18 protein-coding genes are annotated in these 14,438 nt (G+C 74.1%); 8 read left to right on the top strand and 10 right to left on the bottom strand.

The genetic code is table 11. From position 1 onward, the window contains the following. Positions 1 to 108: 108 nt before the first annotated feature. From IE98_RS0105025 to IE98_RS0105015, 3 genes are all read right to left on the bottom strand, one after another. Positions 109 to 957, bottom strand: a complete 849-nt coding sequence (locus tag IE98_RS0105025; protein ID WP_030264743.1) for a sterol desaturase family protein — start codon at positions 955 to 957, stop codon at positions 109 to 111. Continuing rightward, positions 954 to 1,730, bottom strand: coding sequence for a FadR/GntR family transcriptional regulator (locus IE98_RS0105020; protein WP_052390162.1), 777 nt, complete (start codon positions 1,728 to 1,730; stop codon positions 954 to 956). Before IE98_RS0105020 ends, IE98_RS0105025 begins: the two co-directional genes overlap by 4 nt. A 173-nt stretch (positions 1,731 to 1,903) precedes the next feature. Continuing rightward, a complete protein-coding gene (locus IE98_RS0105015; RefSeq protein WP_234443409.1) occupies positions 1,904 to 2,653 on the bottom strand; it encodes an SDR family oxidoreductase in 750 nt (249 codons plus the stop codon). A gap of 97 nt (positions 2,654 to 2,750) precedes the next feature. Between IE98_RS0105015 and IE98_RS0105010 the strand changes: the two genes are divergently transcribed. Then, positions 2,751 to 3,350 (top strand): TetR/AcrR family transcriptional regulator, encoded by a 600-nt coding sequence (locus tag IE98_RS0105010; RefSeq protein WP_030264733.1) that lies wholly within the window; start codon positions 2,751 to 2,753, stop codon positions 3,348 to 3,350. A 45-nt stretch (positions 3,351 to 3,395) separates the two neighbouring features. Here IE98_RS0105010 and IE98_RS0105005 read toward each other — a convergent pair whose 3' ends face one another. Both IE98_RS0105005 and IE98_RS0105000 read right to left on the bottom strand, forming a co-directional pair. Continuing rightward, a complete protein-coding gene (locus tag IE98_RS0105005) occupies positions 3,396 to 4,628 on the bottom strand; it encodes a cytochrome P450 (RefSeq protein ID WP_030264731.1) in 1,233 nt (410 codons plus the stop codon). A 28-nt stretch (positions 4,629 to 4,656) separates the two neighbouring features. Further along, positions 4,657 to 4,854 carry a ferredoxin gene (locus IE98_RS0105000; RefSeq protein ID WP_030264728.1) on the bottom strand — a complete coding sequence of 66 codons (198 nt, stop codon included), beginning with the start codon at positions 4,852 to 4,854 and terminating at the stop codon, positions 4,657 to 4,659. Positions 4,855 to 5,193: 339 nt separating this feature from the next. On the opposite strand from IE98_RS0105000, the gene IE98_RS0104995 reads away from it, so the two are divergent. Then, the gene (locus IE98_RS0104995; RefSeq protein WP_030264725.1) at positions 5,194 to 5,523 is read left to right on the top strand and encodes a hypothetical protein; all 330 of its coding nucleotides are present in this window, start codon (positions 5,194 to 5,196) and stop codon (positions 5,521 to 5,523) included. 146 nt (positions 5,524 to 5,669) lie between these two features. Further along, positions 5,670 to 6,212, top strand: coding sequence for an LURP-one-related/scramblase family protein (locus IE98_RS0104990; protein ID WP_030264719.1), 543 nt, complete (start codon positions 5,670 to 5,672; stop codon positions 6,210 to 6,212). Positions 6,213 to 6,248: 36 nt separating this feature from the next. Here IE98_RS0104990 and IE98_RS0104985 read toward each other — a convergent pair whose 3' ends face one another. The 4 genes from IE98_RS0104985 to IE98_RS44250 form a co-directional block, all read right to left on the bottom strand. Next, positions 6,249 to 7,091, bottom strand: a complete 843-nt coding sequence (locus tag IE98_RS0104985; protein WP_030264717.1) for an alpha/beta fold hydrolase — start codon at positions 7,089 to 7,091, stop codon at positions 6,249 to 6,251. Positions 7,092 to 7,242: 151 nt separating this feature from the next. Then, positions 7,243 to 7,614 carry a VOC family protein gene (locus tag IE98_RS0104980; RefSeq protein WP_030264716.1) on the bottom strand — a complete coding sequence of 124 codons (372 nt, stop codon included), beginning with the start codon at positions 7,612 to 7,614 and terminating at the stop codon, positions 7,243 to 7,245. A 244-nt stretch (positions 7,615 to 7,858) separates the two neighbouring features. Further along, a complete protein-coding gene (locus tag IE98_RS0104975; protein WP_030264713.1) occupies positions 7,859 to 8,386 on the bottom strand; it encodes an NUDIX hydrolase family protein in 528 nt (175 codons plus the stop codon). 111 nt (positions 8,387 to 8,497) lie between these two features. Then, complete coding sequence (locus tag IE98_RS44250) at positions 8,498 to 9,055, bottom strand: DUF3995 domain-containing protein (protein WP_052390141.1); 558 nt, start codon at positions 9,053 to 9,055, stop codon at positions 8,498 to 8,500. A 33-nt stretch (positions 9,056 to 9,088) separates the two neighbouring features. Here IE98_RS44250 and IE98_RS0104965 point away from each other — a divergent pair, with 33 nt between their 5' ends. The 5 genes from IE98_RS0104965 (at position 9,089) to IE98_RS0104945 (ending at position 12,464) form a co-directional block, all read left to right on the top strand. Further along, complete coding sequence (locus IE98_RS0104965; RefSeq protein ID WP_043173458.1) at positions 9,089 to 9,673, top strand: TetR/AcrR family transcriptional regulator; 585 nt, start codon at positions 9,089 to 9,091, stop codon at positions 9,671 to 9,673. A 167-nt stretch (positions 9,674 to 9,840) separates the two neighbouring features. Next, positions 9,841 to 10,512, top strand: coding sequence for a hypothetical protein (locus IE98_RS0104960; protein ID WP_030264703.1), 672 nt, complete (start codon positions 9,841 to 9,843; stop codon positions 10,510 to 10,512). 132 nt (positions 10,513 to 10,644) lie between these two features. Then, positions 10,645 to 11,367 carry a siderophore-interacting protein gene (locus IE98_RS0104955; protein ID WP_030264700.1) on the top strand — a complete coding sequence of 241 codons (723 nt, stop codon included), beginning with the start codon at positions 10,645 to 10,647 and terminating at the stop codon, positions 11,365 to 11,367. A gap of 51 nt (positions 11,368 to 11,418) precedes the next feature. Continuing rightward, on the top strand, positions 11,419 to 12,027 hold the full coding sequence (locus IE98_RS0104950; RefSeq protein WP_030264699.1) for a GNAT family N-acetyltransferase: 609 nt from the start codon (positions 11,419 to 11,421) through the stop codon (positions 12,025 to 12,027). Between the two features lie 80 nt (positions 12,028 to 12,107). Then, positions 12,108 to 12,464: a DUF6204 family protein gene (locus IE98_RS0104945; RefSeq protein ID WP_030264698.1), complete on the top strand. Its 357-nt coding sequence runs from the start codon at positions 12,108 to 12,110 to the stop codon at positions 12,462 to 12,464. Between the two features lie 99 nt (positions 12,465 to 12,563). On the opposite strand, the gene IE98_RS0104940 is transcribed toward IE98_RS0104945, so the two are convergent. Next, positions 12,564 to 14,261, bottom strand: a complete 1,698-nt coding sequence (locus tag IE98_RS0104940; RefSeq protein ID WP_030264696.1) for an ABC transporter family substrate-binding protein — start codon at positions 14,259 to 14,261, stop codon at positions 12,564 to 12,566. Positions 14,262 to 14,438: the final 177 nt, after the last annotated feature.

Below are 14,438 nucleotides of genomic sequence, written 5' to 3'. Positions count from 1 at the left end.
CGGCAAAGGCCCGCCGACACGGGGCATTTGCGCGCCCTGATCTTGGGCCAATGGTCGGGGCGGCGGCCCGGGCCCGGTCCACCCCGGTGCCCGGAACGCCGCCGCGCCTCAGGCCTCCGTGCCTCGGACCCCCGTCTTCGGGGACCAGCCGGGCGGGCCGAAAAGGTGGCCGGCGCGGTCGCGCCAGCGGTCCGCGCCCCTGACGTCCCGCCAGACGGCGGCGAACTCGTGGAAGGCAACCCGCAGCGGGTTGTGGGTGGCGATGTTCTTGGTCAGGCCGTACACCACCCGCTCGCCCTCGGGCCGGAAGCTGCCGAAGAGCCGGTCCCAGACGATCAGGATGCCGCCGTAGTTGCGGTCCAGGTACACCTGGTTGGAGGCGTGGTGCACCCGGTGGTGCGACGGGGTGTTGAAGACCCACTCGACGGGCCGCCAGAGCCGGTCCACCCGCTCGGTGTGCAGGAAGAACTGGTAGACCAGGCTGATCGACTGCTGCAGCAGGATCATCCACGGCTGGATGCCGAGCGCCGCGAGCGGCAGCCAGAACGGCAGCGAGGTCATCGGCGTCCAGCTCTGCCGCAGCGCCGTCGACAGGTTGTACCGGACGCTGGAGTGGTGCACCACGTGGCTCGCCCACAGCACCCGCACCCGGTGGTGCGCCCGGTGGAAGGCGTAGTACGCCAGGTCGTCGGCGAAGAAGAGGAGCAGCCAGGTCCACGCCGAGGAGGCGGACAGGTGCCAGGGCGCGAGGGTGTACAGCCCGGCGTACGCCAGCACCGCGAAGGCCTTCCACGGCAGCCCGATCACCTGGCTGCCGGCGCCCATCGACAGCGAGGTCGCGGTGTCGCGGACCTCGTAGCCGTACTCCTCGTCGTCGGGCAGGAAGCGGTACGACAGCGCCTCGACGACCACCAGCAGCACGAAGGCGGGTATCGCGTAGAACACGGCGGGGATCATGCCGTCGCCTCCCCTCGCGCGGCGGCGGACGGGACCGCGTCCTCAATGGGCGTGGGCGTGGATGCGGGCGTGGGCGCGGGCGCGGGCACGGCGCGCGAGAGCAGCGCCCGGGCCGCCCGCTCGGCGGCCGCGGCGTCACCCGCGGCGATCAGTTCGGCGAGGCGCAGGTGCGCCGTCACGTCCAGCAGCTCGTCGGCGCGGTGCGCCGGGGGGACCTCGCCCACCGGCAGGGCGCCGCCCACCAGGCTGTTGAAGGCCAGCAGGTAGGCGAGGTTGCCGGAGCCGGTGACGACCAGTCGCCACCAGGCGATGTCCGCGGCGCCCAGCGCGGCCAGGTCCGGCCCGATCCGTCCGAACGCGGCCGCCGCGGCGGTGATCTCCGCCGACTGCTCGGCCGAGCAGCGCTCGGCGCACAGCCGGGCGGCGTCCGCGCCGATGCAGGCCCGCATCTCCATGGCGTCGCGCTGCAGCCCGGCGAGTGCGGGCGGTACCTGCGCACCGGCGGACGCCCGGAGCACCAGGTCCAGTCCGGCCGAGGTGCGCCAGTCCAGCACCCGGGTGCGCCCGCCCTGGCTCACCTCCACCAGCCGCGCCTGCTGCAGGCGCTTGACCGCCTCGCGCACCGCGTGCCGATTGACCCCGAACTCCGCCGCGAGCTCGCGCTCGGCCGTCAGTGCGCCGCCGGGTGGCAGCACACCGTTCAGAATCCGCTCCTCCAGCAGCGAGAACAGCTGGTCCGAGACCGCTTCCCGCCGGATGATCCGCTCCGTCATGGCGGTCAGCATGCACCCGCCCCCACCACTGGTCAACTGGTTGGACCAGTCGATTTCCGACAGGGCGCCGGAGTGTGCCGCCGGCGGCCGGGCACGAGCCCCGCCGGGCCGTTGGGCCTGCCCTGCCCGACGGCTCCGGACTGCGGTGCCGGCGGCCGCCCGGGGACGGACCGTCAGCGGCCGGTGGCGAGCGTCGCGCCGCCGGCGCAGTCGAGGACGGTGCCGGTGGTGAAGCCGTTGCCCGCGAGGTAGGCGATGGCCTGGGCGACGTCCTCGGGGGCGCCGACCCGGCCGACCGGGAGGGCGGCGGCGACACCGGAGAAGAACGCGGCCCGGTCGGCCTCCGGCATCCCGGACCACCACGCGGTGTCGACGACGCCGGGGGAGACGGCGTTGACCCGCAGCGGTGCCAGTTCGGCGGCGAGCGGCGGGACGGCGGCCTCCAGTGCGCCGTTGACCGCGGCGAGTCCGGACGATCCGGGCAGCGCGGCCCGGGCCGAGGCGGCGGTGACGAAGGTGACCGAGCCGTCCCGCCGCAGCAGCGGCAGGGCCGCCCGCAGCACGGCGAAGTGTGCGAAGAGCTTGCCGTCGAAGGCCGTCCGCAGGTCGGCCTCGGCGAGTTCGGCGAACGGGCCGAGGCCGACGGCGCCGGAGCTCAGGGCGAGCACCAGGTGGTCGAGGCGGCCGACCGCCTCGAAGCAGGCGGCGATCGAGTCGGCCGAGGTGGCGTCGGCCTCGACGGCGGTGACCGGGTGGCCGATGCGCTCGGCGGCCGCGTCGAGCCGGGCCTTGGACCGGCCGGTGATCACCACGTCGGCCCCGGCGGCGGCGAAGGCTCGGGCGGCAGCCTCGCCGATGCCGCTGCTGCCGCCCATGACGGCGATCCGCTGGCCGGCGAAGGACGGGAACGGGGAGTAGGACACGGGAACTCCTGGGAGGTTGTTGAGACGATCCGTCTCGACAAGTATTTGCCGAGACTGATCGTCTCGTCAATGCCCTTTCCCGTGTACAGTCCCGCCCATGGAAGACCCCCGCCCCGCGGCCGCCCGCCCGCACACCGGCCGCCGCCGCAACGAGGCCGCCCGCGAGGCCGTACTGGCCGCGACCATGCAGCTGCTGCGCGAACCGGGCCAGGAGCTGACGATCGACCGGATCGCCCGGGCGGCCGGGGTCGGCAAGCAGACCGTCTACCGCTGGTGGCCCACCAAGGGCGCCGTGGTGGCCGAGGCGATGGCCGACAGCGCGACCGCCGCCGTCGGCCTGCCCGACACCGGCGATCTCCGGAACGACCTCGCCGCCTTCTTCCGGGCCAGCTTCGAGGCGCTGCAGGACCCGGGCATGGTGCGGCTGCTCGGCGAGGTCGTCTCCGGCGCGCAGCGCGAGCCGGCCGTGGCGGAGGTGCTCCGGGACTTCACCGCCCGCCGCCGCGCCGCCCTCGGCGAACTCTTCGCCCGTGCCGCCGCCCGCGGTGCGCTGCGCCCCGGCGCCGACCCGGAGGTACTGGTCGAACTCGGCTACGGCTTCCTCTGGTACCGGCTGCTGGTCGGCCACGCGCCGCTGGACGACGCCGCGGCCGACACCCTCGCCGCCCACCTGACCGCCGCCGCCACCACCGGCTGAGCCCGCCCCCCGGGCGGGCGCGCGGCGCCCGCCCGGCAGGTCGGGCTACCAGGCGACCGGCAGCTCGTGCACCCCGTACACCACCATGTCGGCGCGGTAGCGGACCGCCTCGTACGGGACGGCCAGCCGCAGGCCGGGCAGGCGGCGGAAGAGCGTCTCCAGGGCGATCTGCAGCTCCGCCCGGGCCAGCGGCTGCCCCAGGCACTGGTGCACGCCGAAGCCGAACGCGAAGTGCCGGCGGGCGTCCCGCTCCAGGTCGAGCCGGTCGCCGTCGGGGAAGACCGCCGCGTCCCGGTTGGCGGTCGAGACCATGCAGAGCACTCCCTCGCCGGCCCGGACGAGCGTGCCGCCCACCTCGACGTCCTCGACCGCCAGCCGGGGGACGCCGAGGTGGACGACGCTCAGCCAGCGCAGCAGTTCCTCGACCGCGCCCTTGACCAGGCCCGGGTCGGCCCGCAGCCGGGCCGCCTGCTCGGGGTGCTGCAGCAGGGCGAGGGTGCCCAGCGCCGTCATGTTCGCCGTGGTCTCGTGGCCGGCGACCAGCAGCAGGAGGCCGGTCGCCGCCGCCTCCTCGGGCGGGACGTCGGGCCGGGCGGCGAGCCGGCCGAGCAGGCTGTCGTCCGGCTCGCGCCGCTTGCGGGCGGTCAGTTCGGTCAGGTAGCCGGTGAGTTCGCGCTGCGCGGTGCCGACCCGCTCGGCGGGCGCGGCGATGTCCAGCAGGACGCCGCTGCGGCTCTGGAAGAAGCCGTGGTCCTCGTACGGCACGCCGAGCAGGTCGCAGATGACGAGCGAGGGCACCGGCAGCGCGAACGCGGTGACCAGGTCGGCGGGGGAGCCCCCGGCGATCATCCGGTCGAGGGTCTCGTCGACGATCCGCTGGATCCGCGGGCGCATCGCCTCGACCCGCTTCACGATGAAGTCGCCGGTGAGCATCCGGCGTTGGCGGGCGTGCTCGGCGCCGTCGAGGCGCAGGAACGACGGGGTGGCCCGGGTCACCAGCTCGCGCCGGCCGGGGGAGAGGAACGGGAAGCCCGGGTGCCGGGCGTCGGCCGAGAAGCGGTGGTCCGACAGCACCGCGCGGACCTCGGCGTGGCCGGTGACCAGCCAGCAGTCGGAGCCGTCCCACAGCCCGGCGCGGGTGACGGGGGCGGTGCGGAGGGCCTCCTCGTAGACGGGCGGCGGGGCGAACGGGCAGCCGCCGCGCGCCGCGGGCAGCGCCGGCCCGGCCGAAGGCGCGGCGGGGGCGGAACGGGCGGATTCGGTGGGGGTGGTGGTCATACCGGTCCTTCCGCGTGGGGGTGGTCGGTCACTCGTCGAGCACGGTGATGGCACTTCCGGGACAGAGCGCGGCGGCGAGCCGGACGGCGGCCCGCTGCTCCTCGGCCGGCCCGGGACCGAGCAGCCGGACGAGTCCGTCCTCGTCGGACTGGTCGAAGACCGCGGGCGCGGTCAGCACGCACTGGCCCGAGCCGCAACAGCGGTCCTGATCGACGGTCACCTGCATCGTGCGCCTCCAAGGGCAGCGGGGACGGTTGCCCCGGTCAACCGATAGCACGCCAACCAATGCCGCGAGTACGTACCCGGAGAACTTCCGCGAACGTGTCCGATTCCGTGCGCACGGTTTCGGCCGCACCCGGAGGCGTCGAAATCCGGCCATGGTTTCCGATCGGGGTTTCGGACGGTGTTTCGTCCCCGGATCGATCGCAACAGCACGGCCGACCAGCACGGATGGACGTCCGGCGTTTCGATCCCGGCCCATTCACCTGCACCGATCGACGAATGTTCGCCCGACGGTCGACGGCGCCGATCGGCCGTCGCCACGATTTTCGTCTCCGAGGGCGGCATGACGAACTTCACCGCCGACAACGGCGCCACCGACGGCCTGGAGCCCGTCCGCGGCAACCTCTGGGTCAAGCGCCTCTTCGGCCTGCTCAACTACAACGGCCCGATCCCCAACCAGTCCGGCAGCCACGACCTCTCCCGGGTCATCACCGCCGTCACCTACGTCGACCTCGACTTCCGCCACGGCTGGGACGCCGTGCCCGACGGCACCCTCGACTTCCCGCCCGACTCCACCTGGTTCGTCGACGGCCGCCTCTCCCGCTACACCGACGCCCGCACCTCCTTCTGCCAGGGCCTCGCCGCCGGCGGCTTCACCACCCGCTGCCGCTGACCGACCCGCCCCGGCGCCCCGGACGACCCCACCGTCCGGGGCGCCGCCCCGTTCGCCGGTGGCCCCGCGCGGCGGCCGTCCCATACTTGAAGGACGGATCCTCGCCCGCCGCCGCGCCCGGCGGCGGGGCCCGAAAGGACGGCACCATGTTCCAGGAACGACGGGAACGCCGGGAGGCCAACCGCGCCTTCGACCACGGCGACGGGGTGACCCGGTACCGCATGCAGCAGAAGATGGTCTCGATCGGCGACGACTACTGGATCGACGACGAGTCCGGTGACCACGTCTACAAGGTCGACGGCAAGGCGCTGCGCGCCCGCCGCACCTTCCACCTGGAGGACGGGCAGGGTCACCGGGTCGCCACCGTCCAGAGCCGGCCGATGCGGATCAAGGACTCGATGGCGATCGACGACGGCGAGGGCCACCGCGTCGCGATCGTCAAGAAGGCCGTGATCAGCCCGGTCCGCGACCGGTGGACCATCAAGCAGGAGGACGGCGACGACCTCACCGTGGACGGCAACGTGGTCGACCACGAGTACACCATCGAGCGCGACGGCTACAAGATCGCCGAAGTGTCGAAGAAGTGGTTCCGCGTCCGGGACACCTACGCGGTGGACATCGGCCCGGACGCCGACCACACCACCGTCCTCGCGGCGGCCGTGGCCATCGACTCGATGGCCCACGACTGAGACCGGGCGGTCACGGCCCGGGGACCTGCCCGGTCGTCACGGCCGCGGGTGGGAGTCCAGCAGGACGGAGAACTCCGCGAACGCGCCGCGGACGGCCGCCGGGTCCTCCACCCACGGGAAGTGGCCGGCGTGCGGGACGGTGCGGTGCAGCACGTGCGGTCCGGCGAAGGCCGGCTCGCGCTGCCACAGCCCCTGGTCGACGATGCGGTCCTCGGCGCCGCCGAGGACCAGCGCGGGCACGGCGCCCGGTGCCCAGCGGGCCCGGTACCCCTCGTCGAAACCGTCGTCCGCCCAGGCCGCGGCCGCACGGCAGTACGGCAGGCCCGCGAGCAGGGAGAGGCCCGCGGGCAGACCGGCCGGGGTGAAGCTCCACGGTGCCGCGGCCAGGGTCAGCGCACGGAGCGAGTCGTCGTCCGGGGCGGCGGCGTACCGACCGGCGGCCTCCGCGAGCCCGGGCAGCGGATGCTCCGCCGCCCACGCCTCGAAGGCGGCCCGCCAGCCGGCGTGCGGCGCACTGCCGACCAGCACCAGCCCGGCCAGGCGCTGCTCCAGCGCGGGAACGGAGAGCAGGAACATCCCGCCGGTGGAGTGGCCGACCATCACGGGCCGCTCCACCGCCTCGGCAGCCTCCACCAGGACGTCCGGCCAGTGCAGGTACGGCTCCGCCGGAACACCCGGCACCCCGCGGTTCGAGCCGTCCCCCGGCAGGTCGACCAGCCAGACCGCCCCGGGCACCCCGGCCGCCCGCGCCAACCCCTCGACCGATTCCGACCCCAGACCGGGCCCGCCGGGCACGAACAGCCAGTTCCGCCGTCCGTCGCCCGCCGACACCCGACGCAGCCGGACACCCGACGGCGTCCACCGCTCCCGCGTTCCCACCAGGGCCTCCCGCACCGCCACGACCTCGCGCGACCCACCCTACGGCGTCCCGCCGAACGGACCGGCACCCCGCGGAGGACCGGGGGAGAGAAGGGGGACGGGAGGGCATCACACGCAGTCAGGGCGCGTGTGGCGGCCGCATCGCCGTGGATCAGAGACCGTGGGCCGTGGGGTGGCGCGGCTGGTAGACCGGGAGTTCCGCGCCGCTCGGGAGGCGGATCGCGGCGAGCCGTCCCCAGCCCTGGTCACTGGGCTCGCGGGCGATCCCGACGCCACGGCTGCGGACTTCGCCGAGCAGGGCGTCGAGGTCCTCGCACATCAGGTACAGCTCGTGCGAGGCCTCGCCGCCGGTGGGGTGGACGGCCAGCTCGGCCGGCGGCAGCTTGAAGATCAGCCAGCCGCCGCCCGCGTCGACCCCGGGGAAGCCGAGGACGTCGCGGACGAAGGCCCGGTCGGCCTCGGCGTCCTGGCTGTAGAGGATGACGTGCGCCCCGCTGATGCCGCCGACCCCGCCGCCGCCCATGCGCCGCCCTCACTTCCGGATCAGGGCGCGGGACCGCACCCACCGGTATCTTCACAGCGCAGCGGGCCGGCCCGGGGCACGGACACGCCGGTCGGCGCGGGCCGAGGCGCCGTCAGACGGCCCTGCCGGACACGGTGGTGGGGCCGGACGCGGATGCGCCGTCCCCACCACCGCCCCCGGGTCCGTCCCCACCCCCGCCGTTGCAGCGCAGCGGGCCGGTCCCGGTCGGTGCCGGGAGCGGGGGTCAGTTCAGGCAGCCGAGGTGGGCCAGTGCCCGCTTGAGCAGGACCCCCTGCCCGCCGGGCATCTCCTGCAGCACGAGGTCCGAGGCCGCCTCCTGCGGGCTGAACCACACCAGGTCGAGCGCGTCCTGACGCGGCCTGCAGTCGCCCGCGACCGGCACCACGTACGCCAGTGAGACGGCGTGCTGCCGCGGGTCGTGGAAGGACGTCACCCCCTGCGTCGGGAAGTACTCGGCGACCGTGAACGGCTGCAGCGAGGCGGGGATCCGGGGGAGGGCCACCGGGCCGAGGTCCTTCTCCAGGTGCCGCAGCAGTGCGTCACGGACGCGCTCGTGGTGCAGGACGCGTCCGGAGACCAGGGTCCGGCTGACCGTGCCGTCCGGTCCGATGCGCAACAGCAGTCCGATCTCGGTGACTTCGCCGGTGTCGTCGACGCGCACGGGCACCGCCTCGACGTACAGGATCGGCAGTCGCGCGCGGGCCGTCTCCAGCTCGTCGGGCGCGAGCCACCCCGGCGTGGTTTCCGTCATGTCAGCCATTGGCCGATCGTACGTTCCGCGGCGGCCCCGCGGGATCATCCTGCCGCCGCGACCCGGAGAACTCTGCGTGTCGGGCCGCGAGGCGGCCCGTCCGACGGGTGATCAGGACGGCCGGCGGCCGCGCCGCCGGGTGCGGGCCGCGACGTAGCCGCTCAGCCCGCCGAGGGCGAGGCAGAGCGGCGAGTAGAGCGCCAGGTCCCAGTGCCGGAACTCGGCCGGCGCGTTGCCGAGGCCCAGCCCGGAGACCACCGCACCGCCGGCACCGCGCAGCGCCAGCACCCCGGAGACCGTCCACACGCCGGAGCGCACCAGCCGGGAGCTGCCGAGCGGGCTCTGCGGCCGGGCGGCGGTGACGACCAGCCAGGCCGCCACGCCCAGCAGGCCCGCGACCGCGGCCGTCGCCGGCCCGGACGGCAGTCGGGATTCGTCCGTCCCCACCACCACGGTCGCGAGCTCGGCCCGCGACCCCAGCGGCCAGGGCGAGAAGGTCCAGACGGCGTGCAGGGCCGCCGCTGCGCCCAGCCCCGCCGCCGCGAGGGCCGCGGCCGTGCGACCCCCCGCGCCGGCCGACGCCCGCTCACCCTCCACCGCACCGAACAGCCATTCCTGCGCCTTCACCGCGTCACCCCCGTACTCGTCGAAGTCAGATCCGTACACCACTGTACGGATGTTCCGTACAGTACTGTACGGAACATGGCCAAGGGGCGTGTCAGCAAGGACGACTGGACGATGGCGGCGCTGCGGGCGCTCGCCGCGGGCGGGGTCGCCGCCGTGGCGGTCGACGGGCTCGCCAAGGAGCTGGGTGTCACCCGCGGCAGCTTCTACTGGCACTTCGACAACCGGGAGGCCCTGCTCGTCGCCGCCCTGGAGACCTGGGAGCAGCGCACCACCACCGACCTGATCGCGGCCGTCCGCGCGGAGTCCGACCCCTGGGTCCGGGCCCGGGCGCTGTTCGCCGAGGCGCTCGGCAGCGAGAGGATCGCCGGACTCGAGCCCGCCCTCGTCGCCCAGACCGCCCACCCGGCGGTCGCCGCCGTGGTCAACCGGGTCACCAGCACCCGGCTCGCCTTCCTCGCCGAGGTCTTCACCGGCCTCGGACACGGCCCGCAGAGCGCCCGGCACCGCGCGCTGGCCGCCTACGCCGCCTACCTCGGCTGGCTGGAACTGCGCCGCACCGCCCCGGAGACCGCCCCCGAGACCCGGCCCGGCCACCCGGACGCCGCGGCCGCGCTCGACCACCTGGTCGCCATGATCCTGGCACCCGCCGCCCCGGCCTGAGGGGTCGCCGGACAGCTCGGCGGCGAGTCGGCGCCGCTGCACCGATGGCCGGATCGGTCCCGCCGGAACCCCGCGGCCCTGACCGCGCGTCAGAGCAGTTGCCCGCGCTGCGCTCGGGTGGGACCGCCCCGCGGGGGTCGTGGGGGCGTGATCGTGAGGGGGACGGCATGGCACCTTGGATCTTCTTCTTCGCACTGCTGCTGGCGCCGGTCGCGTTCGGACTGACGCGGGAGGTCGGCACCCTCCGGCGGGCGAAGGCCGCCGACCGGCTGATGCTGGCCCTCGGCCGCGGCGCCGGCTGGCGGACGACGGATCCCGGCGAGTCCTGGAACGCGTACGCCCCGCACTACCCCTGGCTGGACGTCCGGCGCGGCACCACCGTCACCGGCCCGGGCCCGGACGGGCGCGGGATCACCGTCGCCCGGTTCGTGCGCCTGGAGCGGCGGCGCGGCCTGCACTGGCTGCTCTTCAGCTTCGAACTCCCGGAGCGGGTGCCGATGATCAGGCTCGAACGGGCCTGGAGCGCCGCCGCCCTGGGGCTCCCGATCGTCCAGCCCGGGCTCTACGTTCCGATGTGCGCGACCGGCACGGAGGCGATCGCCGAACTCCTGGTGCGCAGCGACCTGATCGACCGCCTCGCCGCGCTGGGCGCGCCGGCGGTCAGCCTCCAGCGGAACGAGGCCTGCTTCCTGTACCACCCGCTGCCCGGCGGTCCCGGGGTCGAGCGGTACGCCGCCGGCCTCGCCGCGCTGCTCCCCGACCTGTGCCGGCTCGCCCGCGCCACCGAAGAGGTCGCGGCTGCCGAGGACGGGCACGGCCAGGACGGCGCCCGCCACTGACGTGCCCCCGTGACCCCGTGAAGCCGTGACCCCTGCGCCCGGCCGTCCGTGACCTGCGGACGGCCGGGTGCCGAGGGGCGCCCGCGATGGGCTAGGTTAGCCTTACCTAAATTCGTGTGGCGGGAGGGTGTCATGGGGCACGGCTGGGAGGGCATCGTCCTCAGGTTGATGCGGGGCAGGGACTTCGAGTTCACGGTCACCGGAGTCGAGGAGGTCACCGACCACTACCGGCGGGTGGCCTTCACCGACGGCGGGATGCTCGCCGAGACGGGCGCCCACCCGACCATGTGGGTGCGCGTCTGGTTCGACGACGCGGGGCGGCCGCACCAGCGCGCCTACACCCTCGTCGACCCCGACCCCGATGCAGGAACGTTCAGCCTGGAGTTCGCGCTGCACGACGGCTGCGCCAGCGACTGGGCGCGGAAGGCCGCACCCGGCGACACCGTCCAGGCGACCGTCCAGGGCTCCGCCTTCACCGCGCCGGACCCGCTGCCCCGGCAGCTCTTCGTCATCGGCGACTCGGCCTCCGTCCCCGCCGTCAACTCGCTGCTCGGCGCCCTGCCCGAGGTGCCGGCCACGGTCTGGCTGGAGACCCAGCACGACTCCGACGAGCACCTGCCGCTGCGCGCCGACCCCGAGCGGCACAGCGTCCGGCGGCTGCCCCGCCGCGACGCCGGCGCCCACCTCGTCGCCGAGGTCCGGGAGGCGCTGCCGGCGCTGCTCACCGACCCCGCCGGCGCCTACGTGTGGATCGCCTGCGACACCGCGACCACCCGCGCCCTCACCCAGTTCGCCCGCAAGGACCTGGCCCTGCCGAAGCAGCGCGTCAACGCCCTCGGCTACTGGCGTCCCTGACGACCCGTACCCGTTCCGTGCCGCCCCGTCCCGCCCGTCCGAGGAGAGACCATGACCACCACCGTTCCGGCCGCCGCCCGGGAGAACGCCCCCGCCGCCGTCCACGAGCAGACCGTGCCCGGTTTCGGCACCGTCGCCGTCCGCCCGCTCGACCCGTCCGGCGACGCCGCCCTGGTGCACGGCTGGGTGAACGAGGAGAGAGCGCGCTTCTGGGGCATGGTCGGCCACACCCGCGAGACGGTCCGCCGGATCTACGCCCACGTCGACTCGCTCGACACCCACCACGCCTACATCGTGGAGCGGGACGGCACGCCCGTGGCGCTCTTCCAGACCTATCAGCCCGAGCACGACCCGGTCGGCGAGTGCTACCCCGTCCGGCCGGGCGACTTCGGCGTCCACCTGCTCCTCGCGCCCGCCGACGGCGAGCCCGCCCCGGGCTTCACCGCGGGCCTGATCACCGCCCTGCTCGGCTTCGTCCTCGCCGACCCGTCCCGGCTCCGCATCATCGCCGAGCCCGACGCCCTCAACGAGAAGTCGATAGCGCGCACGCTGCGCACCGGATTCGAACTCGGCCCGCAGATCGACCTGCCCCACAAGCGCGCCCAGCTGGTCTTCCTCACCCGCGAGACCGTCGCGCAGGCCCTCGCCGCCCGGTCGTAGCGCGCCTGTGGGCGGCCCATGGAAGAGCCCCGCGGAAAAGGGGGTGCACCGACCGCGGGCCGCGTCCTAGGGTCGGCCGGGTGAGCACCCGTGACTTCCGAATCACCGTCCGCGGCGTCTTCGACGGCCTGGACGAGGCGCAGCGCGCCGAACTCCTCGCGAACGCCGCCGAGCACGACGTGCTGCGCGCGGCCTTCACGCCCGAGGGACACCTGAGCTACGACATCGCCGCCCGCACGGCCTTCACCTTCCGCTTCGCGGACTCCGGCGAGGCCGAGGAGGACATCCTCGACGCCACCGAGCGGGCCGAGACCGCGGCCGCGTCCTGGCTGACCGGGCGCGGCTACGGCTTCAAGAACCTCCGCTCGCAGGCCGAGGACCTCTCGCTGGCCGCCCTCGGCAAGCGCCGCCGCCGCGAGGCCGTCCGCGGGCTCTGACCCGCTGCCCGGAAGGGCCGGGAGCGCCGGGAGGTCCGGGAGGCCGCCGTCCCCGCTCGGGGGATGTGGGGACGGCGGCGGTACCCGGGGCCGCGGCGGCTACTTCTGCCAGCCGACCGAGGTGATGACGGTGTCGGCGAGGCTGCCCGCACCGAAGTTGGCGAGGCCCTTGCGGACGGCGACGATGCTCGGCCGCTGGTACAGCTCGACGGTGTGGCCGAGCTCCCAGATCCGGACGTCCGCCTGGTTGTACAGGTCGGCCGCCTGCGCCGGGTCGAGGGTCGCCGCGGCCCTGCGCAGCAGCGAGTCGATCTCGGGCGTGCTCAGCTTGGAGTAGTTGCCGAACACGTTGTCGCCCTGCGGCGCGCGGTAGATCGGCACCGTCCTGGAGAGCGGGAACGAGTTGGTGTTGCGCCAGCTCGCGAGGTCGAACCGGCCCTGGTCGATGTACTTCGAGAAGTACTCCTTGCTGGGCACCTTGTCGATCGACAGCTTGACCCCGACCTGCTGCAGCATGCTCTGCACCGCGGCCGCCAGGTCCGCCTGGGCCTGGGTGGAGCCGTCGCTCATCACGTAGTGCAGCTCCAGCGGGTGCCCGTCCTTGCCGCGGGTGCCGCCGGCGTCCTTCCAGCCGGCCTCGTCGAGCAGCTTGCCGGCCACCGCCGGGTCGTACGTCACCCAGTCGCCGGCGTTGGCCCGGTAGCCGCTCTGGTTGGTCATGAACAGGTGGCTGTCCAGCGGCTTGAACTCCACCGGCACGCCCTTGTTGGCGATCTTGATCAGTGAGGCGCGGTCCAGCGCCCGGCCGAGCGCCTGGCGGACCTTCTGGTCGGCGAGCGCGCCGTTCCCGCCGAAGGAGATGTGCACCTCGTCCCAGGGCGTGCCGGTGCGGATCGCCGCGTCCTTGGCGTCCTTGAGCTGGCCGTACGCGGTGGCGGTGCCGGCCGAGGCGTAGTCCACCTCGTTGTTGAGGAAGGCCTGGGTGATGGCGGCGGAGTCCATCACCCGGTAGGTGATCCGGTCCAGCTTGGGCTTCGGGCCCCACCACTTCGGGTTGGGCGCCAGGGTGATGGTCTGCGCGGTCTTGTCGGCGTTCTGCAGGACGAACGGGCCGCCGTAGACCGGGACCTTCTCGATCCAGCCCTCGTTGAACGCCTTCGGCGTGGAGATCGCCGCCGCGGGCAGCAGCGGGTTGAACAGGCTCTGCCAGTCGGCGTACGGCTGGGCGAAGGTGACCTTGACCTCGCCGGGCGCGGCGCCCTGCTCGACGGCGGAGATCTGCTCGTAGCCGGAGGAGTCCGCGAGGTTGTAGGCCGGGTCCTTGCCGTTGGAGGCCTGCCAGACGGCCTTGAAGTCCTGGTAGCCGATCGGCTTCCCGTCCGACCAGGCCGCCTTCGGGTTGAGCTCGTAGGTCACCACCTGCGGCGAGGTGGAGGTGACCCGGGCCGACACCAGGTACTCGGGCACCGGCTGGTAGACGCCCTTGGCGTCCGAGCGGAAGAGCTTCGCCTCCAGGTAGCCCATGATCTCGACCGCGTCGCCGTAGGTGCCGTCGACCTGGTACGGGTTCCACTGGGTGATCCACTGCTGGAGCGGCTCGCGCAGCTCGCCGCCGTCCTTGATCCGGTCCAGCGGCTGCGGGTTGTTGTCCTCGGCGCCCACCGTCGGCACCACCGTCTTGGCCGCGTCGTCCGCCGTGCCGTCGGCCGAGCTGCTGCAGGCCGTGGCGGCCAGCGCCACGGCGAGTGCCGCGGCGGCGGCCCGGCCGAGTCTGCGGGTGGCGAGCGATGCGTCCATCGGGAAGTCCTCGGGGGTCTCGAAGAGTCGTGGGCGGCCGCCAGGTGTGGCGGCACTTGAACGTGGGCAGCCAAGTCGGTGCCGGCAGGCAGAACGTAACAGCCCATCAGCTCCGACGACAGGGGGTCATGCGCAGAACTGATCGGAACGAAACGGGGCGCAATCCGGTGGCAACAT

Source organism: Streptomyces sp. NRRL B-24484 (assembly GCF_000717715.1).
GTDB lineage: Bacteria > Actinomycetota > Actinomycetes > Streptomycetales > Streptomycetaceae > Kitasatospora.
Note: the sequence above shows the minus strand (reverse complement) of the source record. Positions and strands in the feature narration are given on the sequence as shown.